Below are 23,670 nucleotides of genomic sequence, written 5' to 3' on the forward strand. Positions count from 1 at the left end.
AAAAGAGCACCTGCTACGCACTGTAGCGGGTGCTCTGTTTCATGATGGCGTATTCGTCGGTTCTTCTGCGGCGAGTGGGTAAATTTTGCGGTAACGGATAAATCCGACAACGGCATTCCCTAGACCGACGACTAACATGACGATGCTGACAATCCAACCGACAGTTGAATTCAGACCGAATCCTCCGACCATTTGATTCGCAGCGAACAGTGCGAGGAATAAGCTTAACCAGATCAACGCTTGCGTGTTGAACAACGCTTTGCGGTTTGGCGTCTTTGTCAAAAAAGCGCGGCGCTTGAAGACAAGGTACGCACCGAGCGCGAACAAAATGAGTCCGATCATGACAAGTTGCAAGTGAAGGAACCCCTTTCTATCTCGTAATCTGTTATCATCATACCATAATAGTGTGTAGGAAAGTGAGGAATCATCATGAAGCAATCGCAGGAAGCAGAAACGATTAAATCAGAAATCGAGGCAGCGAACACCATTTTCATCCACCGCCATGTACGACCAGACCCTGATGCATTAGGGAGTCAGCTTGGTTTACAACGCATTTTAAAATCGGTTCATCCGGAGAAGCAAATCTATGTGGTCGGTGGCATGGTTCCAGACCTTGAGTTTTTAGGAAAGATGGAACATGTCGAAGAAGAAATGTATCAGGACGCGCTCGTCCTTATTTTGGATACGGCGAATCAAGAGCGAATCGATGGACCGTTCGCATTGAAAGGGAAGGCGATCATCAAAATCGATCATCATCCTGATGAAGATCCGTATGCGATGACACAGATTGTCGATACCTCGGTCAGTTCGACGTCTGAGATGATTGTGGAACTCGCGGACATTTGGGGATACCCGATTGACCAAGAGGCGGCATTTTTACTCTATGCCGGCATCGTTGGCGACACAGGGCGTTTCCAGTTTCGAAATGCTACGGCCCGAACGTTTGAGATTGCTTCGGCGCTGATTGCGAAAGACATCGACACGAATAAATTATATCGTCATATGTATAAAACGAATTTGGCGACCCTCCAACTGCAAGGCTATGTGTTACAGCATGTCCAAGTAACGGAAGATGGGGTCGGCTATGTGAAGATTGACAAGGACGTGCTTCGAACGTTCCATGCCTCTCCAGAAGCGGCGTCTCAACTCGTCAACAGTTTCTCGGGTCTTGAGGGATTGAAATGTTGGGTCATGTTCGTGGAAAACAAAGAAGAGATTCGTGTGCGCATCCGGTCGAAAGGTCCTGTCATCAATGAAGTGGCCAAGCGATACCGTGGGGGCGGTCATCCGATGGCGGCCGGTGCCACGATTGACACATGGGATGAGATGGATGACGTGATTGCCGCTTTGAATGAAGTGGCAGGGGCATTCACGTTTGAAGAAAATGAAGAGAGCTGACCGCGGTCAGCTCTCTTCATTTGTCTCCATTTTCTTGTGGGATGAACCATGTACCCCGGTCGGTCACATCCTCGACGACGTCGAGCTGATATTCGGTAATGTACTTACGGAGCCGGTCGATGATTTCTGGACTGTCGGCAAACACGGTTTGACCATTCTGTAATTTTTCTAACTTATCGCGTGCAATCTGTCCCCGATTGATAATCATACGCTTTTACCCCCTTTTGTCGTGAGTTTTGTCTATAATTATTGTATCAGAGAAGTGATGAATTGAGTTTGACAATTCCATTACTATAGAGAGGAGGCCAACGATGATTCATCTGAATGTCAGAACTGCTTATAGTTTACTACAAAGTACAATCCGGTTAGAACAATATGTCTTGCAGATGACCGAACGGGGAAGTCGTTCCGTGGCGATTGCAGACGATGCGTTTTATGGGGTTCCGGCATTTTTGTCATATTGCCAACGATATGAGGTGAAACCGCTCATCGGACTGAGAACGGTACTCCGATTGGATGGGTTAGACGTATCCGTGATTGTGTATTCATCAAACGAGACGGAGCTCAAAGAACAATATCGTATCATCCAGGCGGGAGGAATTGAAGATCGGACAACGATGCCGCTGATTGTCCTACCTGAAAATTGGAAAGCGAGTGATCCGGTTCACCGGCGTCGCCTCTATCATCAACTCTTGTCGTTTGTCGATGAAGAGAAGCTGTGGCTCGGACTCCCGGCACCTCAGACAACGGAGCAGGTACAAGTGTTGAAGCAACTTCGTCTCATGCGAGAAGAGCTAGCTGTCCAGTTAATTCCAGCCCCTGAAACGAGATACATGAGACCGGAAGATGTGGAAGGATTCCGAGCCATTTCTGCCATTCGTGAAGGGGAAGTGATGTCGAATGAAGACGTGCGACAAAAAGGATTGCACGTTCGACTACCGAGTGAAATGAATGACTGGTTCACAACGGAAGAGTTAACAGAACTGGATCGATTCGAGGCATTGATTCGACTCGAGCATCTACCGCGTGCAGAAGGAGCGATTCCAGAACTTCCGGATGCCGATCAAAAGCTGAAACGACTTGTCGGTGAGCGGTTGAAATCGATGGAACTCTTGAAAGAACCATATATCGAGCGGGCAAAATTTGAGCTTGAAGTCATCGCCAAGACGGGATTTTCTTCCTATTTCTTGATCGTGGAAGATATCGTTCGGTTTGCTCGAGAATCTGGGATTGAAGTAGGGCCGGGTCGTGGGTCGGCAGCAGGTTCACTCGTCAGTTTTGCCCTTCATATCACAGAAATCGATCCGGTTTGTTATGGATTACTGTTCGAACGATTCTTAAATCCAGAGCGTGTGTCTATGCCAGATATAGACCTTGATTTTGAAGATGAACGTCGTGAGGAAGTGGTTTCTTACGTATTATCAAAATACGGTCATACGCATGCCGCACAGATCGGGACACTTGCCACATTTGGTGCGAAAGCGGCGATGCGTGACGTTGCGAGAGCGCTCGGAATGACCCTTGAGGAAGGGCAGGCGGCGAGTAAGCAAGTGAAAGCCGGGGGACTTGATGAACTCATGTCGAGCCCGAAACAGATGAAGTGGTTTGCCGGTAGCCAAAAGCGTCAGCAGTTATTACGGATTGCCAAACAGCTAGAAGGTTTGCCGCGTCAATCCTCCGTTCACGCGGCGGGAGTCGTGCTCAGTCGTCAACCGATTGAAGAAGTGACGCCGCTCCAACCCGAGCTTGAAGAACACGTGACCCAATATAATATGAAGGATTTGGAAGAGGTCGGGCTTCTAAAAATTGACTTGCTCGGATTACGAAACTTGAGTCGCTTGCGAAAGATGGAAGACTTGATTCGAGAAAGTGACGCGCTGTTCTCTCTGAAAACGATTCCGCTAAACGATGCCCGGACGTATCGGCTGCTTGCGAGAGGTGAGACGGACGGAATCTTCCAATTCGAATCGACCGGGATGAAGCAAGCGCTTCGACAAGTGAAGCCGACAGAGTTTGAAGATATCGTTGTCACGATGTCGCTCTATCGCCCAGGACCGATGCAATTCATCGAAACGTATGCGAAACGAAAACACGGTATGCCATACCAACCAGTCCATCCGGACGTAGAAGACGTCATGAAACCGACGTACGGTGTACTCGTCTATCAAGAACAGGTGATGAGACTGCTCCGTAAACTCGGAGGTTATTCCTACGCAGAAGCGGATTTAGTCAGACGTGCGATTGCCAAAAAGGATACGGGAACGATTGCTCGGGAACGAGATCGATTTTTGCAGCAGGCAAAAGCGGGAGACCAGGACGTCTTGGCGCAAATCTTCTCATGGATCGAAAAGTTTGCCGGGTACGGATTTAACCGCTCTCACGCTGTCGCCTACAGTTTGATCAGTTACCGATTGGCTTACGTCAAAGCACATTTCCCTCGGGTCTTTCATGTGGTGACATCAGACAAAACAACGGAACTTGTCAGATTGTTACGGAAAGATCAAATTCCGGTGTACCCACCGGATGTCTTACATGGCCACGCTGACGCAACGCTTGAAGGCCCGGGCGTCCGGCTCGGGTTGAAGGCGGTCCAGGGATTGACCAAACGGGATGTGGACCGTCTGGTTGAACTGAACGGGCAGTTGAAAGATGTCAGAACGCTTCAAGAAACCATGGAGTGGAAGAATAAAGACCAACTGAAATTACGTCGATTACTTGGTGCGGGCGCGCTCGACCGCATGTATCACGGTGACCGGACGCGTGCTTTTGAAGCAGTCGAACGTTTGCGAGAAGAAGCGGGGACGCATTTTTTACCGGATGAACTGTCTTCACTCGGACTCAAACAAAAAAAAGTGAAAGAACCGAATTGGTCTGAAGAAGAGAGGGAGGCGCTCGGGACATGGGTGGTCCATTCTCCATTGACGGCACTTCCGGATATCGGGATCGAACCGTCTACAATTGAAGAAGTCATGAATGGAACAAATGGTTATCTCGTTGTATATGTAGACGACGTACGGACGTTCATGACAAAGAAACAAGAACGGATGGGTGTTCTCATGGTGGACGATGGCATGACTCAAGACGAGGTCGTCGTGTTTCCTCGAACATTCGCCCAGTTTGGACGGTCCCTCTATGCCGGTAACATCTTGTTACTCGAGGTTCATTCGAATGAACGGGATGGTCGCAAGCAATTGATTGTCGAACGAGTTCGACCGTTACACGGACAAGCTTTATTCATCCGGCTCACACTCGACCGCTTCCCTGAATTGGAAGATTGGATTCAACGCGCACAAGGGGATGTGCCGGTTGTTTGCCGATTCACGGATTCGAAGGAAGTGAAACAACTGGCTTCAGCTTTTTCCATCAATCCGAATGAGGAGTATGTGGCGGAGGCGAAAAGACGGTTCGGGGAAGAAAATGTCGTATTGAAACGAATCGATACAAAAATGGTTGGTCCAGAAACTAGTACCAAGTCCTAAAAAGTGATATAATCGCACTAATTGGTCTGACCACTTAAGTTTGATAGGTGATCCAAAAAAGGGAGTTGAACGGTCAGATGCATGAAAAACACGCATCCTCATTTCACGGAAACATTTCAAAGATTAGAAAATTAATTGTTCAATCGTCTTTAGTTCCAGGTGATCGGCTTCCATCCGAACGAGAGCTCGCCGAAACACTGTCCATTAGCCGCGCTTCGGTTCGCGAAGCGTTACGGGCGTTGAGCTTTTTAGGCATCGTGGAGACGAGACATGGTGGTGGCACCTTTTTGTGTGAACAAGACCGACATCGGTACATCGAGATATTGTCGGAGTTCATTGTGACCAAACAGACGAAAGCGACCGATATTATCGAGATGCTTCGAATATTGGAGCGCATGGCGTTTTCAGAAATAGAACCGACTAAAGAACGACTGGATCTGCTAGAGACGGTGATCGATGATGATCGAACGTTTCGCCAGCAACTCATCTTTCAGTTGAAGAATGAACTGTTCATTCGAATTTGGAGTGAGGTCAACCGCTTTTTTGAAGGATTAGACGTTGGGGATTTATATACGCTCGAGGAACGGACAAAGTTTGTCGAGACGTGGCGTGGAATGGGGATGCCGGAATGAACGAGGGGGAAGCGATGACTGCTTTTTTCAAGAAACCGAAACGATATATGCCATTGCGTCAACGAGAACCAAAGATTGACGCACCACAGGGATTAATGACGAAATGTCCATCTTGTAAATATATGCATTATACAAAACAGTTGAATGAGAACCACAAAGTGTGTGATTGCGGCTATCATTTTCCGCTTCATGCGCAAGAACGGATTGATATGCTTGTTGACGAAGGGTCATTCGAACGATTTGCGGGACCTTCTGTCAAGGCGAATCCACTCGACTTTCCTGACTATGAGGAGAAGTTGACGAAAGATCGGGAGCGGACCGGGATCGAAGAGGCCGTCGTATGTGGAAAGGCGACAATCGACGGTCTTCCACTCGTTGTCTGTGTGATGGATGCGAGATTCCGAATGGGATCGATGGGTGCATACGTCGGAGAAGCGATTGCTTCGGCTGTTCGCACCGCCACATCACTCGGGCTTCCAGTCGTCTTGTTCACAGCATCAGGTGGGGCACGGATGCAAGAAGGAATGGTCAGTTTGATGCAAATGGCCAATACGTCCATCGCTCTAAAAGAACATGACGAAGCAGGACTGCTGTACATCGCGTATTTGACACATCCGACGACTGGTGGTGTGTCAGCGAGTTTTGCGATGCTTGGCGACTTGAACGTCGCGGAACCGGGAGCGCTCATCGGGTTTGCAGGACGACGAATCATCGAACAAACGATTCGGGAAAAGCTTCCAGAGAACTTTCAAACTGCCGAGTTTCTACTTGAGTCTGGGCAGCTGGATGCAGTCATTCATCGTGAACAGATGCGTCCGTTCTTGAAGAAGATGATCGAATTACACGATAGGGGTGTCCGTCATGTTTGACCCAATCAAAGAAGTCACCGAACAGCTAAATAAATTACGGGAGACGGCTGAGACGAAAGGGATTGATTTATCCCGAGAGATTCGTCATCTCGAGTTAAAGCTCGACCGATTAGAAAAAGATATTTATGGGAATATGAAACCGTGGGACCGCGTCCAGTTGGCGCGAAACCCGAAGCGTCCGACGACGCTCGATTACATCCAACATTTGTTCCCTGACTTCATGGAACTCCATGGGGACCGACACGGATATGACGATGCGGCAATCGTATCTGGACTCGCAACGTTTGAAGGAGTGCCGGTGACGATTATCGGACATCAACGTGGGCGGAACACGAAAGAGAATATGAAACGGAATTTTGGTATGCCACACCCGGAAGGCTATCGAAAAGCCTTGCGTTTCATGAAGCAAGCCGAAAAGTTCAACCGTCCCATTTTGACATTCATTGACACGAAAGGGGCTTATCCGGGGAAAGCCGCAGAAGAGAGAGGGCAAAGTGAAGCGATCGCCCGTAACTTGTTTGAGATGGCGACGCTGAAAGTGCCGATCGTCTCCGTTGTCATTGGGGAAGGTGGTTCAGGCGGTGCGCTTGGAATTGGTGTATGCGACCGTCTATTGATGCTTGAGAATAGTACGTACTCGGTCATCTCGCCAGAAGGTGCAGCGGCACTGTTGTGGAAAGATGCGAAACAAGCAGAGCGTGCGGCAGAGACAATGAAGATTACAGCACAAGATTTATTCAACCTAGGGATTGTCGATCAAGTGGTAGGAGAAGTGTATGGGGGGGCACACGTTGATGTGTCACTACAGTCGTCACTCTTGAAACCTGTCTTATTACAGCATATGAATGAGTTGCTCGCACAATCGACTTCCGAGCTGATTCAAGGACGTGCGACCAAATATCATCAAATTGGCACAATTAACGAGTGAAAACGGTAACAATGGCTTTGAATAAAGCTTTATTCATTCATCAAGTGACTGCTTTGTAAGATACCCTATGCATTTTTTTCACATACTTGTGTTGTAAAACAAAGGTCAGACGTGGTATTTTATTTTCAGATTTCGTTAAAACACATAAGAGGTGAGCGACGTGAATTTAAAACGTATTGCGGTATTAACAAGCGGAGGAGACGCTCCTGGAATGAACGCTGCTGTCCGTGCCGTGACCCGAAAAGCAATTTTTGAAGGTCTTGAAGTGTACGGCGTGTATAACGGCTATCAAGGATTAATCGAAGGTGATTTAGTCGAATTAAATCTTGGATCAGTCGGCGACATCATTCAACGTGGAGGTACGTTCCTTCGCTCTGCGCGCTGTCCTGAATTCAGAACAGAAGAAGGTCGCGCGAAAGCAGTAGAACAGTTGAAGAAGTTCAATATCGATGCCCTCGTGGTCATCGGTGGAGATGGCTCTTATCGCGGAGCTCAAAAATTGACCGAACTCGGATTCCCGACAATCGGCCTTCCGGGTACAATCGATAACGATATCCCAGGAACAGATGCGACAATCGGTTTTGACACGGCGCTCAACACAGCGCTTGATGCGATCGATAAGATTCGTGATACGGCGTCATCACATGAACGCACGTATGTCATCGAGGTCATGGGGCGCGACGCTGGTGATATCGCGCTTTATTCTGGTCTCGCTGGTGGTGCTGAGTCGATTCTCGTCCCAGAACGTCCAGAAGATTTGAATGCAATCGTGGAACGAATCAATCACGGGATTGCACGCGGTAAGAAGCACTCAATCGTCATCGTTGCTGAAGGTGCGGGAAGTGCGGAAGAAATCGGCAAATTGATTGCTGAGAAGACGAACTCAGAAACACGTGTCACGATTCTCGGTCACATCCAACGTGGTGGTTCCCCAACTGCCGCTGACCGTGTCCTTGCAAGTCGTATGGGTGCATACGCTGTTGAGATCTTGCTCGAAGGGAAAGCGGGCCGCGTTGTCGGAATCCGTAACAACCAGATGATGGATCTCGATATCGATGAGGCGCTCGACAACAACAAGCACACGATTGATATGCAATTGATTGACCTCGTCAACCAGTTGTCGATTTAAACGATTTTGTATGTTGCAGAGACGGGATACGGTCTAAGGCCCCCCGTTTTCTGTTTGTAAATTGCACTATATCCCCTAGGAGGTTTTTATATTATGCGTAGAACGAAAATTGTATGTACCATTGGACCGGCTTCTGAGAAGCGTCTTCCTGAGATGATTGAAGCTGGGATGAACGTTGCCCGTCTCAACTTCTCACACGGTGACTATGAAGAGCACGGCGCTCGTATCCGTGACATCCGTGAAGCGGCGAAAGCAGCGGGTAAAGTTGTCACTGTTCTTCTCGACACAAAAGGTCCAGAAATCCGCACGCATACATTCGAAGACGGTAAGGCACTTCTTGAAAAAGGAAAAGAAGTCACGATCGTCTCGACGGAAGAAATCGTCGGAACGAAAGATCGTTTCTCTGTAACTTATGAAGGACTCTACGATGATGTGGAAGTCGGTTCACACATCATGCTCGACGACGGTCTCATCGGACTCCGTGTCGTTGAAAAACTTGATAACCGTGATCTCCGTTGCGTCATCGAAAACGAAGGGATCATCAAGACGAAGAAAGGTGTTAACTTGCCAAACGTCAAGGTAAACCTTCCTGCCCTCACGGACAAAGATATCGCGGACATCGAGTTCGGGATCTCACAAGACATTGACGTGATTGCAGCATCATTCGTACGTCGTGCATCTGACGTAGTTGAAATTCGTCAACTTCTCGAGAAGCACAACGCGTCTCACATCAAGATTTACCCGAAAATCGAGAACCAAGAAGGTGTCGATAACATCGAAGAAATCTTGGCAATCTCTGACGGTTTGATGGTAGCCCGTGGGGACCTCGGAATCGAAATCCCGACGGAAGAAGTGACGCCAGTTCAAAAAGAACTCATCAAGAAGTGTAACGACCTCGGGAAGCCGGTCATCACAGCGACACAAATGCTTGATTCAATGCAACGTAACCCGCGTCCGACACGTGCGGAAGCATCAGACGTAGCAAACGCAATCTTGGATGGAACAGATGCAGTCATGCTCTCTGGTGAAACAGCTGCTGGGGACTACCCAATCGAATCTGTTCAAATGCAAGCTGCAATCGCAGAGCGTACAGAACGCATGCTCGACTACAAAAACTTGTTGAAAGATCGTCAGAAGCGCAGTGAGCACACCGTGACGGATGCGATCTCACAAGCGGTTGCACACACGGCAATCAACTTGAACGCCAAAGCAATCTTGACGCCGACACAATCAGGTTATACGGCTGCTCGTACAGCGAAGTATCGTCCTGAAGCGAACATCATCGCGGTGACGGAATCAGAGCGCGTTGCGCGTCAATTGAACCTCGTTTGGGGTGTGTACCCAATCGTTGCTGAAACAATGCCGAACAACACGGATGAAATGTTGGTTCAAGCATCAGAAGCGGCACGTCACGCTGGATTCGTCACTGACGGTGACCTCGTTGTCATCTCAGCTGGTATTCCTGCAGCGACTGCTGGTACGACGAACATGATGAAAGTCCACATCGTTGGTCACGCTCTCGCAGACGGACGTGGAATCGGTGAGCGCGGTGTCGTTGGAGAAGTCGTTGTCGCAAAAAATGCGGATGAAGCAAACGCAAAAGCGAAAGACGGCATGATCCTTGTCGCACCATTCACAGATAAAGAAATGATGCCTGCGATCGAAAAAGCGGCTGGAATCATCACGGAAGACGGTGGATTGACGAGCCATGCTGGGATCGTTGGACCATCACTTCGCAAGCCGGTCATCGTAGGTGTTGATGCAGCGACAACATCGCTTCGTGACGGTCAGATGATTTCAATCGACCCACTCACAGGTAAAATCTACAACGCATAATTGAACGACAATCGAACCGGCCTTCTACAAAGGTCGGTTCTTTTTCCGTTCGAAGAAAGGAATACGTATGAGTGCATATCTATTTTTATTGATGCTCGTCTTGATTGGTGTCATTTCAAATAACCAATCTGTCATTATCGCAAGTAGCGTCTTGTTGATCATCAAAGCAATCGGTTTCGGCGATCAATTGTTCCCGACGCTTGCATCGAAAGGAATCAGCTGGGGTGTGACGATCATTACGATTGCAGTCCTCGTCCCGATCGCGACCGGCGATATCGGATTTAAAGAATTGTGGAATAGTATTAAAGGGCCGGTCGGAATCGTCGCGTTTGCTTCAGGGATGTTCGTCGCCATTGCTGCAGGGCAAGGTGTCCAACTGATGCGTGTCGACCCGGTCGTCACCACGGCGCTCCTTGCAGGTACGATTTTAGCGGTTGGATTCATGAAAGGGATCCCCGTTGGACCGCTTGTTGGAGCTGGGATCGCGGCATTGATTTTAGGTGGATATCAAGTCATTGAAAAATGGTTTTGATATTTTCTGACAACTGAAGCCGCTTACATTTCTTTTTTGCAATAAATTGTTTATACTATATAAAGGACAGGGTAAACGGAGACTGGGTGAATGCAGGGGAACAACCCGTCCCGTATCCTTATTCCCTATAAACAGACTGTTTTTACGGTCGACCACTTTAAACAAGACTGAGGGGGAGTTATGAATGTCAACGACAAAAGGGTTAGAAGGTATTGTGGCAGCAGCCTCAAAAGTCAGCTCAATTATTGACGGACAATTGACTTATGGAGGATACACCATTGATGATTTAGCGGACAACGCCACATTCGAAGAAGTAGTGTTCTTATTGTGGAACGACCGCTTACCAAATGCAGAGGAATTGACAGCGCTCTCAGAAGCGCTTGTAAAAGAAGCGACATTACCTGAAGAGGTGATTGATACGTTAAAACGTGCGCCGAAGTCAGCCAATGCGATGGCAACGATTCGTACAGCACTCTCACAACTCGCTCTATACGATGAGGAATCTGAAGACATGAGTGACGAGGCCAACATGCGTAAAGCAATTCGCCTACAAGCACAAGTCGCTACAATCGTGACGGCATTCGCCCGTCTTCGTAAAGGGGAGCAGCCGGTCGCACCAAAACCTGGTCTTTCTTACGCTGCGAACTTCTTATACATGCTAAACGGTGAAGAGCCGAGCGATGTAGCAGAAAAGACGATTGATAAAGCGCTCATCTTACACGCAGACCACGAGTTGAATGCTTCGACATTCACTGCTCGCGTGTGTGTAGCGACGCTTTCAGATATGTACTCAGGTGTCACGGCGGCTATGGGGGCACTCAAAGGGCCACTTCACGGTGGTGCGAACGAAGCGGTAATGAAAATGTTGCACGAGATCGATTCGGTCGACCGTGTTGAAGAATATGTTCGTGGCAAATTCGAGCGTAAAGAGAAAATCATGGGCTTCGGTCACCGCGTTTACAAGGACGGCGACCCACGTGCGAAGCATTTGAAAGAAATGAGCCGCCAATTGACTGCTCAAATCGGCGAACCGAAATGGTATGAGATGTCTGAGAAAATCGACCATCTTGTCGAAACGGAAAAAGGATTGAAACCGAATGTCGATTTCTATTCAGCTTCAACGTATTATGCGCTCGGACTCGAGGAAGATCTATTCACACCGATCTTCGCCGTATCTCGTATGTCTGGCTGGATTGCGCACATTCTTGAGCAATATGCGGACAATCGCTTGATTCGTCCACGTGCGGAATATGTCGGTGAGACGAGCCGTAAATATGTTCCGGTAAACGAACGTTAATTCGAGACACATTTTAGACAAAAGTTTGGTAAACTAACAAGTGACGTAGGTCGGCGCACGCGTCGACCTACAGTAATGTACTTAGGGGGATTCATTATGTTGACACAAGGACAAAAGATTACAGTTGAAAACGGTGTATTGAACGTACCAAACGTACCGACCGTACCATTCATTATCGGTGACGGAACAGGTCCTGACATTTGGAATGCGGCTGTTCGCGTATTTGACGCTGCGGTTGAAAAAGCATACGGCGGCGACAAGAAAATCGAATGGATGGAAGTATACGCTGGGGAAAAAGCATTTAACGAAAAAGGCGAATGGCTCCCGACAGAGACACTTGATCAAATTCGTGAGTACTTGATTGCCATCAAAGGACCACTTACGACTCCGGTCGGTGGAGGAATTCGTTCATTGAACGTCGCACTTCGCCAAGAACTCGATTTATATACATGCCTTCGCCCAGTTCGTTACTTCACAGGTGTTCCATCACCAGTAAAACGTCCTGAAGATACAGACATGGTCATCTTCCGAGAAAACACTGAAGATATCTATGCTGGAATCGAGTACGCTTCAGGAAGCGACGAAGTGAAGAAACTCATCAAATTCTTGCAAAACGAGATGAACGTCAATAAGATCCGTTTCCCAGAAACATCAGGAATCGGAATCAAGCCAGTTTCTTCTGAAGGAACGGAGCGTTTAGTTCGCGCGGCCATCGAGTATGCGATTGCGAACAACCGTAAATCTTTAACGCTCGTCCACAAAGGGAACATTATGAAGTTCACAGAAGGCGCCTTCAAAAACTGGGGTTATGCACTCGCTGAAGCGGAATACGGCGACAAAGTGTTCACATGGGCACAGTATGACCGTATCAAAGAAGAATCAGGCGAAGCGGCTGCAAACGAAGCTCAGTCGAAAGCAGAAGCTGAAGGAAAAATCATCGTCAAAGATTCAATCGCTGATATCTTCCTCCAGCAGATTTTGACACGTCCACGTGAGTTCGACGTCGTTGCGACGATGAACTTGAACGGTGACTACATCTCAGATGCCCTTGCTGCTCAAGTAGGTGGAATCGGGATTGCACCTGGTGCGAACATCAACTACATCACAGGTCACGCGATCTTCGAAGCGACTCACGGTACAGCTCCGAAATACGCGGGTCTCGATAAAGTAAACCCATCTTCAGTCATCCTTTCAGGTGAGATGATGCTCCGCCACATGAACTGGAATGAAGCGGCTGACCTCATCATCAACTCAATGGAGAAAACGATCGCTTCGAAAGTTGTCACATACGACTTCGCACGTCTCATGGACGGCGCGACAGAAGTGAAATGTTCAGAGTTCGCGGATGAATTGATTAAAAACATGTAAGACAATCGAGGAGGAGAGCTCATGATTCGTCGTAACAAAATTTCTGTTATTGGAAGTGGCTTCACCGGTGCAACCACTGCACTTTACTTGGCTCAACGTGAGCTAGGGGATGTCGTACTACTCGATATGGAAGAAAAAGTTGGACCGACGAAAGGGAAAGCGCTCGACATGCAAGAAACGGCTCCGATTCAAGGGTTTGATGCGTGGGTCACAGGTACGTCTGATTATGCGGATACGGCCGATTCCGATGTGGTTGTCATCACCGCGGGAATCGCGCGCAAGCCGGGGATGAGCCGGGACGACCTCGTCGCAACGAACGCAAACGTCATGCGCTCGGTTGTGAAAGAGATTGCCCGTTACTCTCCAGACGCCATCCTGATCGTATTGACGAACCCTGTAGACGCCATGACGTACGCGGCGTTCAAAGAATCAGGGTTCCCGAAAGAACGCGTCATCGGTCAATCCGGTGTGTTGGATACGGCTCGTTTCCGAACGTTTGTGGCACAAGAGCTGAATGTGTCCGTCAAAGACGTATCCGGATTCGTTCTTGGAGGTCATGGCGACGATATGGTGCCTCTCGTACGCTATTCGTACGCCGGAGGCATCCCGCTCGAGAAACTCATCCCACATGAGCGAATCGAGCAAATCGTCGAACGAACACGAAAAGGTGGCGGCGAGATTGTCCAACTATTGGGCGATGGCTCGGCGTATTATGCGCCAGCCGCTGCCATCGTGGAGATGGTCGAAGCGATTGTAAAAGATCAGCGTCGAATCTTACCGGCCATCGCATACCTTGAGGGTGAGTACGGATTCCAAGACTTGTATCTTGGTGTCCCGACGATTCTTGGGAAACATGGAATTGAGCAAGTGTTAGAGCTCGACTTGACGGATGAAGAAAAAGCAGCACTATCGAAGTCTGCCGATTCTGTCCGCTCGGTATTAAGCGTCTTATAAGACTGAGGTGCTTCCTGTCATGTTACAGGAAGCACCTTTTTTGCGCCTTCTCTCTTATCGAACATGCTACACTGAAAGTGGATTTGTTTTGTTTTTGTAAAGATTTGCTTTGAGGTTGGTCGTTTCAAGCATTGATTTGTAAAATAGAAAGTGACATTTGATGGTTTAAGAGGAGGAAGCAGTGTGGCTGATAAAGTAATTGTTGTCGACGATGAAGTGTCGATTGCGACATTATTGAAATTTAATTTAGAACAGGCTGGCTTTGAAGTAGAGACGGCGCACGACGGCAAAACCGGATTGGAATTGGCTGAGAAAAAGGACGCCGTGCTCATTGTGCTCGATTTGATGCTACCGGAGATGGATGGACTTGAAGTGTGCAAACGACTTCGTCAGCAAAAAGTCAATACACCGATTTTAATGCTCACGGCAAAAGATGATGAGTTTGATAAAGTATTGGGGCTCGAGCTCGGAGCGGACGATTATTTGACGAAACCGTTCAGCCCACGTGAAGTAGTCGCCCGTGTCAAAGCGATTCTTAGACGTTCTGCCCCGCAAGAATCGGCGGTTGAAGAGGACATCATTCAAATCGGTGATGTTAAAATCGTCGCTTCAAACTACGAAGTGTTCAAGCAAGGAGAGCGCCTCGAATTGACGCCGAAAGAATTCGAATTGTTAGCCTATCTGGCGAAAAATAAAGGACGCGTGTTGACGCGAGACCAATTGTTATCGGCCATTTGGAATTATGACTTTGTGGGTGATACCCGGATCGTTGATGTCCATATCAGTCACCTTCGTGAAAAAATTGAACCGGTAACAAAGAAACCGACCTATATTAAAACGATTCGTGGTCTTGGCTATAAGATGGAGGAGCCGACTTCGGAATGAAGACGTATCGCTCTAGATTTATGACGACTCTCATTTTTCTTGTGACCGGTGTCTTGTTGACGCTCGGGATTGTCCTTGGGCAACTCTTCAAAGACTTTTATCTGGATTCTGAACGAGACCGTCTAAAAGAAGATGCTCAATTGGCAGCCCTCTACCTCGAAGGAGGCGAATTGGACGAGATTCGTGAGTATGTCGGTCAAATCGATGACGGGAGCAGTTTTGATATTCTCCTTCTGAATAGTCGGATGGAGGTAATTGCTGGCACGCCGTTTCGCGTCGGGTCCATCGATTATAAAATCGACCCGAGTATGGTCCCTGAGGAAGGGACGTTCGGTGAAGCGGATGAGGACGAGTTGATTCAATACACAAAACCGATTGAACTTGCGACGGGTGGGACAGTCTATTTAACATTCATCCGTTATGTATCGGATTTAGAAGGGGTGTACAATCGCATCTGGTTGACGATTGCCCTTGCGCTCTTCTTCTCCTTCTTCATTATTTTGTTCGTGCTTCAACATTTGACGAATCAATTTATTCGACCAATTGATGAGGCGACGATCGTCTTGCGGGAACTGGCAGACGGGAATTACAGGGCCCGTGTGTATGAACTCAGAAATGATGAGGAGACAGGTAGCCTAGCAGGGTCGATCAACGTACTTGCTCGGAATTTGGAGTCGATTTCTCTCGGGGAGTCTGTGCAACGGGCGAGACTCGAATCGTTAATCGAGTATATGGGGGCGGGTCTTCTGCTCGTCGACGAGCGTGGGATCGTCACGTTGGTCAACCGTTCTTACCGTGAGATGTTCCAATACGATGATTTATCGATCGGACAGTTTTATCACGGGATTCTACCGAGTCCCGAGGTAGAAACACTGATCGAAGACGTCTATCTGACGGAGGAGGTCCACCGCCGTCAATTATCGATTCGAACGGGTTTCAATCAAAAAACATATATGGTATCCGCGGCACCGATTTTCAGTGACACCGGGATGCTTCGCGGCACGACGTTGTTGTTCAACGATATTACAGAATTGAAGCGACTTGAGAAGATGCGGAAAGACTTCGTGGCGAACGTCAGCCATGAGTTGAAGACACCGCTCACGTCCATTCGTGGGTTTAGTGAGACGCTTCTAGATGGGGCGAAAGAAGTCCCGGAACTTCGAGACCAGTTTTTAGACATCATCCAAAAAGAAGCGACGCGGATGCAGATGCTTGTTGAGGATCTCCTTGAATTGTCGAGATTGGAGCGGGATGACTTCCAAATGGAGTTGGTGTCCGTCGATCTGAATCAGCTCGTCGATGAGGTCTGTCTCCTGCTCAGTCAAAAGGCGAGCAAGAAGTCGATTCAGCTAGAAGCGAAACACGAGGGGACGGTCGTCTTGCAGGCGGACCTGAACCGAATGAAGCAAGTCATCATGAACTTGGTTGCCAACGCCATCAACTATTCACCAGAAGGGAGTCGTGTCGAAATCGCCGTGGAAGCGAAGGCGGATTCCTACAAACTTCGTGTCAAGGACAACGGAATCGGGATTGCCGAAAAAGAAGTGAGTCGCATCTTTGAGCGCTTCTATCGTGTCGATAAGGCAAGAAGTCGGAACTCGGGTGGAACTGGCCTCGGACTCGCCATCGTGAAACACATCATCGATTTGCATCATGCCACGATTGACGTCGAGAGTGAGGAAGGCAAAGGAACGACGTTTACCATTACATTCCCTCGGGTTTAACAATGACTTTATCGTTCGTTCATATTTACTTTACAATACCTTGCTATCCTATGAATGAGACCTCTTCATCATCTCGTGACTCGATCGGTGCTCATCTCCACACGGTCGAGAATTTGACCCTTTTCTATTCGTAGAAAAGGGTCTTTTTTTTCGAACGCATGTACCCGTATGGTATGATGGTTGAAGAGAAGAATGGAGGTCGATTAAATGAATAAACTACTAGTCCTAGATGGGAACTCCTTAACATATCGTGCGTTTTTTGCACTGCCTCCGATGTCGGATGCGTCAGGTCGGAATACGAATGCAGTGTATGGATTTACGATGATGTTATTGAAACTAATGGAAGATGAGCAACCGACTCATTTTGCCGTGGCGTTCGATGCGTCAAAGAAAACGTTCCGTCACGATACGTTCGCGGAATATAAAGGTGGACGTCAAAAGACACCGGGAGAATTACGAGAACAATTCCCGCTCGTGCGTGACGTTTGTCGGGCGTTTGGCATCTCTGTCTTAGAGCTCGATCAATACGAGGCGGATGATATCATCGGGACGCTCTCAAAAGATCCGACTTTTGATCAAGTGACGGTTGTGACGGGGGATAAGGATTTACTTCAATTGATCAATGAGCGCGTGACCGTCTATTTGACGAAACGAGGCATCACTGACGTCGAGAAAATGACCGAGACCGCGTTCAAGGAACGTTACGAGGGACTACAACCGATTCAGATGATTGACCTAAAAGGATTGATGGGGGATAAATCCGACAACATTCCTGGGATTCCAGGGGTCGGGGAAAAGACGGCAATGAAGTTGATTGCCACATACGGTACCGTTGAGGCCCTTTATGAACATACGGATGAGTTGAAAGGGAAGCAAAAGGAAAAAGTAGTGGCGAATGAACAAGAAGCGAAAATGTCGAAACAGTTGGCGACCATTTACACGGATGTACCGATTGATATGACGATGGATGAACTTGTCTTTAAGCCATATGACGCTTCGGTCGTCAAAACGCTATTTATGGATTTACAGTTCAAGTCACTCATCGGCAAACTGGCGGATACCTCTTCAGAAGAACCGGTTGAAAAAGCGGATCGACCAACAATCGCGTTGGTCGATCAAGATTTGTCACGTGCTGTGTTGATGCTTGAACAACTGCATGATGATTATTTTGAAGAAGACGTGATCGGAGTGGCAATCGCGTCGGAACGAGGTGTCACGATTGGAGATGTGACGCTTCTTGAGGACGAACGGGTCAAGGAATGGATTGAAGACGAGACGAAGACGACGATTTGTCTCGATGCGAAACAGACAATCATTCAATTGAAACGTCATCAACTGGCACTGCGTGGGTATGAAGACTTGCTAGTCGCAGGGTATTTGCTCAACCTATCTGGCGGGACATCTCTCAGCTCGATTGCCGCACACTTTACGTATCCTCTTGAGGAAGATGAAACGGTCTACGGAAAAGGTGCAAAAATCAAGGTCCCAGAAGAGAACGTCTTTCATGCACATCTCGCAGAAAAGGCGTACGCCATCTATACCTTGTTTGAACGTGTGGTTTCGGAGTTGAAAGAGAACGAACAGACAGAACTCTATGAGGCGCTTGAAAAACCACTCGTCTCCGTATTAGCCGAGATGGAGTGGGCCGGTATCCACGTAAATGTCGAAACCCTTCAACATATGGAAACGGACTTACGTGAACGTCTAAACGCACTCGAGGTCACGATTCATGAATTAGCCGGCGAACCGTTCAACATCAACTCACCGAAACAGTTAGGGGTCGTCCTGTTTGAAAAACTGTCACTCCCTCCTGTGAAAAAGACAAAAACAGGGTACTCGACAGCAGCGGATGTCCTCGAGAAATTGGCACCGCTTCATCCGATCATCGAGAAAATCATGCATTATCGTGAACTTGGCAAGCTTCAGTCCACGTATGTCGAAGGCTTGCAGAAAGTCGTGAAGGATGATGGCAAGATTCATACGCGTTATACACAGACGCTAACTCAAACGGGACGGCTTTCGTCGGTTAACCCGAACCTTCAAAATATCCCGATTCGATTGGAAGAAGGGCGTCGTATCCGTAAAGCGTTCACCGCGAGTGAACCGGGATGGGTCCTTTATGCGGTCGATTACTCCCAAATCGAACTGCGCATCATGGCACATATGTCACAAGATGAAAAGATGATGGCAGCCTTCCTTCACGATGAGGATATTCATACGTCGACGGCGGCGAACGTGTTTAAAGTTTCCGCTGAAGAAGTCACGTCCCTCATGCGTCGTCAAGCGAAAGCCGTCAACTTTGGTATCATCTATGGCATCAGTGATTATGGACTCTCGCAAAACCTAGGGATTACACGAAAAGAAGCACAGACCTTTATCGATACGTACTTTGAACAGTTCCCTGGAGTGAAGACGTTCATGGATGCCGCGATTGAACGGGCACGTGAACACGGGTTCGTCGAGACGATGTTGAAACGACGTCGGAACATCCCGGATATTCATTCTCGTAATTTCAACTTACGTGGGTTTGCTGAACGTACCGCAATCAACACACCGATTCAAGGAACGGCAGCGGACATTATTAAAAAAGCGATGATTGATGTCGATCATGCGTTAAACGCGTCAAAACTTCAATCCAAGTTGTTGTTACAAGTACACGATGAATTGATATTCGAAGGTCCGACCGAAGAGATGGAAGCATTGGAAAAACTCGTGACCGAAGCGATGGAACAAACGGTCACACTTGATGTGCCGTTACGTGCGGACGGAGCGGTTGGCACGACGTGGTTTGATACGAAATAAACGGATAGAAAGGAAATCAGTATGCCAGAATTACCAGAAGTCGAAACGGTCTGTCGCAGGTTACGACCTGCCGTTTCAGGAAAAACGATTCAGTCTGTCGATGTCCTCGACCCAAAAATTATCCGCGGGCTCGACCCCGAAGAATGGGTTCACCATTTAATCGGAGAAACGATTACGGATGTGGAACGTCGGGGGAAATTCATCTTATTCAAATTGACGAACGGGTATCTCGTCTCCCATCTTCGCATGGAAGGGAAGTTTTTCCCTTATGCGACCGCTACAGAACCCGTGAAACATACACATGTCGTGATTACGTTTACGGACCAATCGACTCTACACTATAATGATGTCCGTAAATTCGGTACGATGGAGTTGCGGACGAATGAAGCGATTCATACCACACCTCCGCTCTCATTACTTGCGTACGAGCCGTTTGACGAGCGTGTGACAACCGAGGCGTTACACCGACGTTTAGAGCGCATGAAGACACGCTCGATTAAGACGGCACTCCTCGACCAGTCCATCTTTGTCGGTTTAGGAAACATCTATGTAGATGAGACGCTGTTTCGTGCGGGCGTCCATCCGACTCGACCGGCCGCAAGTTTATCACATGAAGAAGTCGACCGTGTGCGGACTGAAGCCGTTGCCGTCTTGAATGAGGCCATTGAGCGTGGAGGTAGTACGATTCGAAGTTATGCCAATCCAGATGGAGCCACAGGAACGTTTCAAGAGAGACTCTACGTGTATGGACAGACAGGAGAACCGTGCCGCCGATGCGGACATGAAATTGAAAAGATGAAATTGGGCGGGCGAGGCACGCATTACTGTCCGCACTGTCAACAACGTTAAGGGGTGGGCGTGTATGTTGAAGATTGGATTGACTGGTGGGATCGCAACCGGAAAGTCTACGGTATCGCGACTGTTTCGAGAACGAGGCATTCCGATTATCGATGCCGATTTGATTGCAAGGACGGTCGTTGAACCAGGAGGAAAGGCGATTGAAGGGGTAAGGGCCGCATTTCCAAAATGTTTTGTGGGCGACGTGCTGAACCGTCCTGCCCTCGGTCGGGAAATCTTCCATGATGAAGCAAAGCGTCAGCAATTGAATCAATTGATGCATCCAGCGATTCGAGAAGAAATGAACGAGCAAATGCGAACGTATGAGGCATCGGGGGAACCTGTCGTCATTTTTGATATTCCGTTATTGTTTGAAGGGACGATGCTCGATTTAGTCGATTATTCTGTCGTCGTCTACTGCCGTGAAGAGATTCAACTGATGCGTCTCATGGAGCGGAATGGATTGACGAAAGAAGAGGCGCTCGCCCGTATTCGCTCACAGATTCCAATTGAAGATAAAAAGCATCAGGCGGATTTCCTCATAAACAATAATGGGGCATTGGGGGATCTTCCTCCACAAATCAATCGTCTGGTCGAACAGTTTCAAACGATACAAAAAGAAGGCGACTGATAATCGCCTTCTTTTTAGTTTAATGGATCGGATTCTGGAGACCCTTTTTTCCATGTATCATAAATCGCACGTCCATCGCTCGGATGCCCGTTCGAATAATAGATGGGATAGAGTGAAAAGAAGATATAGTAGAACGAGAAGTAGGCGAACTGATACGTATAGAGTGTCGGTTCAATATCTCGTCGAAGGATGAACGCGTTGACGATCAAGATACTCGCTAAATTGAAAATGGCTCCACCGCCATAGACTAGCGTACGGGTGACCTTGTTGCTCCATCTTAAATCTGTGAACTGGCACCATGCATCGTAAAAATAAACACGGTTTACTTGTAAACGACCTACTTTAAATAGTTTCTTCCCGGTACCAATTTGCATGTCGAGTGAGCCACCGAACAACTTTGCGAAGAAGAAGTGACCAAGCTCATGTATTAACGTCACAATCGGTAAAATGATAAAGAACGAAATAAAGAATTTATCGATATCTCCCCAATCAAACATCATGACGCCTCCTTTCTCTTGTCTGTTACGCCAAGAAATTTCCCTCATTTTCAAAAAATAAACAAAGAAAAACGAAAAAAATGTGACGATTCATAGTGAAAACGCTTACAGCTATCCGTTATAATGAAACCGTAATGTAGAAAAAGGGGGATCTATCATGGGGACAAAAGTGGCAATTAACGGATTTGGTCGAATCGGAAGAATGGTATTTCGAAAATTGATGCTCGAAGGACGTCATGAAGTGGTGGCGATTAACGCAAGTTATCCGGCGGAAACACTCGCGCATCTCATTAAACATGACTCAATTCATGGTCCATTCGGATTGACAGTACGTGCGTATGGGGATGCGCTCGAAGTCGATGGGAAACGGATTGAACTCATTTCGGAACGTGATCCATCACGCTTGCCTTGGTCAGACCTTGAAATCGACATCGTCGTCGAAGCGACCGGGAAGTTTAACTCTGATAGCGGGGCACGACTTCATCTCGAGGCAGGGGCGAAAAAAGTGATTTTGACCGCACCAGGTAAAGGGGATTTACGAACGATCGTGATGGGGGTCAATGATCGTGACTATCGCCCGGAGGAAGACCATATCATCTCAAACGCATCGTGTACGACGAACTGTCTCGGACCGGTCGTGAAGGTCTTACATTCGACGTTCGGTATTGAAACGGGACTGATCACGACTGTTCACGCCTATACGAATGATCAGAATAATATTGATAACCCGCATAAAGATTTGCGTCGCGCGCGCGCGTGTGGTAGTTCCATCATCCCGACATCAACGGGAGCTGCTAAGGCGATTGGTCTTGTGATGCCGGAACTACAAGGAAAGTTGAACGGAATGGCACTCCGTGTGCCGACTCCGAACGTATCACTTGTCGATTTGGTCGTCGAACTTCACCGAGATGTCACGGTCGATGAAGTCAATGAAGCGTTTGAACGGGCAGCGTTTGGAGAAATGACAGGTATTTTAGGCGTTTCTCACGAACCGCTCGTCTCTATCGATTTTAACGGGGACGATCGCTCGTCGATTATCGACATGGATTCGACGATGGTACTCGGCGGAAATCATGTCAAAGTACTCGCGTGGTATGACAATGAATGGGGCTATTCATGCCGTGTCGTGGACTTGTTGGATATGGTGGCCAGCTATCTTCAAATCGGTCAGCAAGAAACACACGCCTAAAAAATATTACGTGCGGAGAAATATTTTTCAGGTTTTTTTATCAAATGTCTTGTAACGACGTCCCAAACACGTTACACTCAATTTCGTGAACTTCAATTGGTCTGACAAACGCAACTTAAAGGGTTAGGACCTCTTAGGACTAACTTGCCCCCGTGGTTGTGGGCGATTCAGGCACAAAGTGAGTGATCATCAACTACTTTGAGACCATTGATGTAAAGGGGGATCCACTAATATGGATACTATGGGACGTCACATTATTACAGAACTTTGGGAGTGCAATCCCGACAAATTGAATGATATCGACTACATCGAGCGTTTGTTCGTCGATGCTGCTCTTCGTTCGGGCGCTGAAGTCCGCGAAGTTGCATTCCACAAATTTGCGCCACACGGTGTAAGTGGAGTCGTCATCATTTCAGAATCACACTTAACGATTCACAGTTTCCCAGAACATGGCTATGCGTCAGTTGACGTGTTTACATGTGGAGATCGAATCGATCCGGCTACAGCATCGCAGTATATTGCTGAAGGATTGGATGCAAAAGTACGTGAAGATGTGAAACTTGAGCGTGGAATGGGACCGATTCGTGTTCCGGAAGCGCAAGTGGCAATCAGCAAATAAATCAGATTGACCTTTTGAGGCTGGCCGTTTAACGGTCAGCCCTTTTAATTGTTTTGTTGTCGCC

21 protein-coding genes are annotated in these 23,670 nt (G+C 47.9%); 18 read left to right on the forward strand and 3 right to left on the reverse strand.

The genetic code is table 11. The features are described from left to right. Positions 1-39: 39 nt before the first annotated feature. Complete coding sequence (locus KD909_RS05305; protein WP_047795158.1) at positions 40-354, reverse strand: YtpI family protein; 315 nt, start codon at positions 352-354, stop codon at positions 40-42. Positions 355-429: 75 nt separating this feature from the next. On the opposite strand from KD909_RS05305, the gene KD909_RS05310 reads away from it, so the two are divergent. Next, a complete protein-coding gene (locus KD909_RS05310; RefSeq protein WP_211782603.1) occupies positions 430-1,398 on the forward strand; it encodes a DHH family phosphoesterase in 969 nt (322 codons plus the stop codon). A gap of 16 nt (positions 1,399-1,414) precedes the next feature. On the opposite strand, the gene KD909_RS05315 is transcribed toward KD909_RS05310, so the two are convergent. Further along, positions 1,415-1,606, reverse strand: a complete 192-nt coding sequence (locus KD909_RS05315) for a YtzJ family protein (protein ID WP_012726725.1) — start codon at positions 1,604-1,606, stop codon at positions 1,415-1,417. Between the two features lie 103 nt (positions 1,607-1,709). Here KD909_RS05315 and dnaE point away from each other — a divergent pair, with 103 nt between their 5' ends. The 15 genes from dnaE (at position 1,710) to coaE (ending at position 21,301) form a co-directional block, all read left to right on the forward strand. Further along, positions 1,710-4,877: a DNA polymerase III subunit alpha gene (gene dnaE / locus KD909_RS05320; protein ID WP_211782604.1), complete on the forward strand. Its 3,168-nt coding sequence runs from the start codon at positions 1,710-1,712 to the stop codon at positions 4,875-4,877. A 77-nt stretch (positions 4,878-4,954) separates the two neighbouring features. Next, positions 4,955-5,509, forward strand: coding sequence for a FadR/GntR family transcriptional regulator (locus KD909_RS05325; protein WP_211782605.1), 555 nt, complete (start codon positions 4,955-4,957; stop codon positions 5,507-5,509). Positions 5,510-5,523: 14 nt separating this feature from the next. Beyond that, a complete protein-coding gene (accD, locus tag KD909_RS05330; protein WP_211782606.1) occupies positions 5,524-6,378 on the forward strand; it encodes an acetyl-CoA carboxylase, carboxyltransferase subunit beta in 855 nt (284 codons plus the stop codon). Next, positions 6,371-7,306, forward strand: coding sequence for an acetyl-CoA carboxylase carboxyltransferase subunit alpha (locus KD909_RS05335; RefSeq protein ID WP_012726721.1), 936 nt, complete (start codon positions 6,371-6,373; stop codon positions 7,304-7,306). The genes accD and KD909_RS05335 overlap by 8 nt, the downstream gene beginning before the upstream one ends. Positions 7,307-7,466: 160 nt before the next feature. Continuing rightward, positions 7,467-8,435, forward strand: coding sequence for a 6-phosphofructokinase (pfkA, locus tag KD909_RS05340; RefSeq protein ID WP_012726720.1), 969 nt, complete (start codon positions 7,467-7,469; stop codon positions 8,433-8,435). A 93-nt stretch (positions 8,436-8,528) separates the two neighbouring features. Further along, entirely contained in the window at positions 8,529-10,271 is a 1,743-nt protein-coding gene (gene pyk / locus KD909_RS05345; protein ID WP_012726719.1) for a pyruvate kinase, read from the forward strand. 67 nt (positions 10,272-10,338) lie between these two features. Then, entirely contained in the window at positions 10,339-10,803 is a 465-nt protein-coding gene (locus KD909_RS05350; RefSeq protein WP_012726718.1) for a DUF441 domain-containing protein, read from the forward strand. Positions 10,804-10,987: 184 nt separating this feature from the next. Further along, positions 10,988-12,100 carry a citrate synthase gene (gene citZ, locus KD909_RS05355; protein ID WP_012726717.1) on the forward strand — a complete coding sequence of 371 codons (1,113 nt, stop codon included), beginning with the start codon at positions 10,988-10,990 and terminating at the stop codon, positions 12,098-12,100. Between the two features lie 99 nt (positions 12,101-12,199). Further along, positions 12,200-13,468, forward strand: coding sequence for an NADP-dependent isocitrate dehydrogenase (gene icd, locus KD909_RS05360; RefSeq protein ID WP_211782864.1), 1,269 nt, complete (start codon positions 12,200-12,202; stop codon positions 13,466-13,468). 21 nt (positions 13,469-13,489) lie between these two features. Continuing rightward, the gene (gene mdh / locus KD909_RS05365) at positions 13,490-14,422 is read left to right on the forward strand and encodes a malate dehydrogenase (RefSeq protein ID WP_211782607.1); all 933 of its coding nucleotides are present in this window, start codon (positions 13,490-13,492) and stop codon (positions 14,420-14,422) included. 183 nt (positions 14,423-14,605) lie between these two features. Next, complete coding sequence (locus KD909_RS05370) at positions 14,606-15,307, forward strand: response regulator transcription factor (protein WP_012726714.1); 702 nt, start codon at positions 14,606-14,608, stop codon at positions 15,305-15,307. Next, a complete protein-coding gene (pnpS, locus tag KD909_RS05375) occupies positions 15,304-17,031 on the forward strand; it encodes a two-component system histidine kinase PnpS (protein WP_012726713.1) in 1,728 nt (575 codons plus the stop codon). Before KD909_RS05370 ends, pnpS begins: the two co-directional genes overlap by 4 nt. A 207-nt stretch (positions 17,032-17,238) precedes the next feature. Further along, on the forward strand, positions 17,239-19,833 hold the full coding sequence (gene polA, locus KD909_RS05380; protein ID WP_211782608.1) for a DNA polymerase I: 2,595 nt from the start codon (positions 17,239-17,241) through the stop codon (positions 19,831-19,833). A gap of 21 nt (positions 19,834-19,854) precedes the next feature. Continuing rightward, complete coding sequence (gene mutM, locus KD909_RS05385) at positions 19,855-20,682, forward strand: bifunctional DNA-formamidopyrimidine glycosylase/DNA-(apurinic or apyrimidinic site) lyase (RefSeq protein ID WP_211782609.1); 828 nt, start codon at positions 19,855-19,857, stop codon at positions 20,680-20,682. Positions 20,683-20,695: 13 nt separating this feature from the next. Beyond that, positions 20,696-21,301 carry a dephospho-CoA kinase gene (coaE, locus tag KD909_RS05390; RefSeq protein WP_012726710.1) on the forward strand — a complete coding sequence of 202 codons (606 nt, stop codon included), beginning with the start codon at positions 20,696-20,698 and terminating at the stop codon, positions 21,299-21,301. A 14-nt stretch (positions 21,302-21,315) separates the two neighbouring features. Here coaE and KD909_RS05395 read toward each other — a convergent pair whose 3' ends face one another. Next, complete coding sequence (locus tag KD909_RS05395; protein ID WP_012726709.1) at positions 21,316-21,798, reverse strand: site-2 protease family protein; 483 nt, start codon at positions 21,796-21,798, stop codon at positions 21,316-21,318. Between the two features lie 157 nt (positions 21,799-21,955). Here KD909_RS05395 and KD909_RS05400 point away from each other — a divergent pair, with 157 nt between their 5' ends. Next, positions 21,956-22,987: a glyceraldehyde-3-phosphate dehydrogenase gene (locus KD909_RS05400; RefSeq protein ID WP_211782610.1), complete on the forward strand. Its 1,032-nt coding sequence runs from the start codon at positions 21,956-21,958 to the stop codon at positions 22,985-22,987. 232 nt (positions 22,988-23,219) lie between these two features. Then, positions 23,220-23,606, forward strand: a complete 387-nt coding sequence (gene speD, locus KD909_RS05405) for an adenosylmethionine decarboxylase (protein ID WP_012726707.1) — start codon at positions 23,220-23,222, stop codon at positions 23,604-23,606. The last annotated feature ends 64 nt before the right edge of the window (positions 23,607-23,670 follow it).

It is taken from the genome of Exiguobacterium sp. PFWT01 (genome assembly GCF_018255795.1).
GTDB lineage: Bacteria > Bacillota > Bacilli > Exiguobacteriales > Exiguobacteriaceae > Exiguobacterium.

Coding starts and splice junctions, on each gene's coding strand:
- KD909_RS05310 (WP_211782603.1), top strand. CDS start 430: ATGAAGCAATCGCAGGAAGCAGAAACGATTAAATCAGAAATCGAGGCA.
- KD909_RS05315 (WP_012726725.1), bottom strand. CDS start 1,606: ATGATTATCAATCGGGGACAGATTGCACGCGATAAGTTAGAAAAATTA.
- dnaE (WP_211782604.1), top strand. CDS start 1,710: ATGATTCATCTGAATGTCAGAACTGCTTATAGTTTACTACAAAGTACA.
- KD909_RS05325 (WP_211782605.1), top strand. CDS start 4,955: ATGCATGAAAAACACGCATCCTCATTTCACGGAAACATTTCAAAGATT.
- accD (WP_211782606.1), top strand. CDS start 5,524: ATGACTGCTTTTTTCAAGAAACCGAAACGATATATGCCATTGCGTCAA.
- KD909_RS05335 (WP_012726721.1), top strand. CDS start 6,371: ATGTTTGACCCAATCAAAGAAGTCACCGAACAGCTAAATAAATTACGG.
- pyk (WP_012726719.1), top strand. CDS start 8,529: ATGCGTAGAACGAAAATTGTATGTACCATTGGACCGGCTTCTGAGAAG.
- KD909_RS05350 (WP_012726718.1), top strand. CDS start 10,339: ATGAGTGCATATCTATTTTTATTGATGCTCGTCTTGATTGGTGTCATT.
- citZ (WP_012726717.1), top strand. CDS start 10,988: ATGTCAACGACAAAAGGGTTAGAAGGTATTGTGGCAGCAGCCTCAAAA.
- mdh (WP_211782607.1), top strand. CDS start 13,490: ATGATTCGTCGTAACAAAATTTCTGTTATTGGAAGTGGCTTCACCGGT.
- pnpS (WP_012726713.1), top strand. CDS start 15,304: ATGAAGACGTATCGCTCTAGATTTATGACGACTCTCATTTTTCTTGTG.
- polA (WP_211782608.1), top strand. CDS start 17,239: ATGAATAAACTACTAGTCCTAGATGGGAACTCCTTAACATATCGTGCG.
- mutM (WP_211782609.1), top strand. CDS start 19,855: ATGCCAGAATTACCAGAAGTCGAAACGGTCTGTCGCAGGTTACGACCT.
- coaE (WP_012726710.1), top strand. CDS start 20,696: ATGTTGAAGATTGGATTGACTGGTGGGATCGCAACCGGAAAGTCTACG.
- KD909_RS05395 (WP_012726709.1), bottom strand. CDS start 21,798: ATGTTTGATTGGGGAGATATCGATAAATTCTTTATTTCGTTCTTTATC.
- KD909_RS05400 (WP_211782610.1), top strand. CDS start 21,956: ATGGGGACAAAAGTGGCAATTAACGGATTTGGTCGAATCGGAAGAATG.
- speD (WP_012726707.1), top strand. CDS start 23,220: ATGGATACTATGGGACGTCACATTATTACAGAACTTTGGGAGTGCAAT.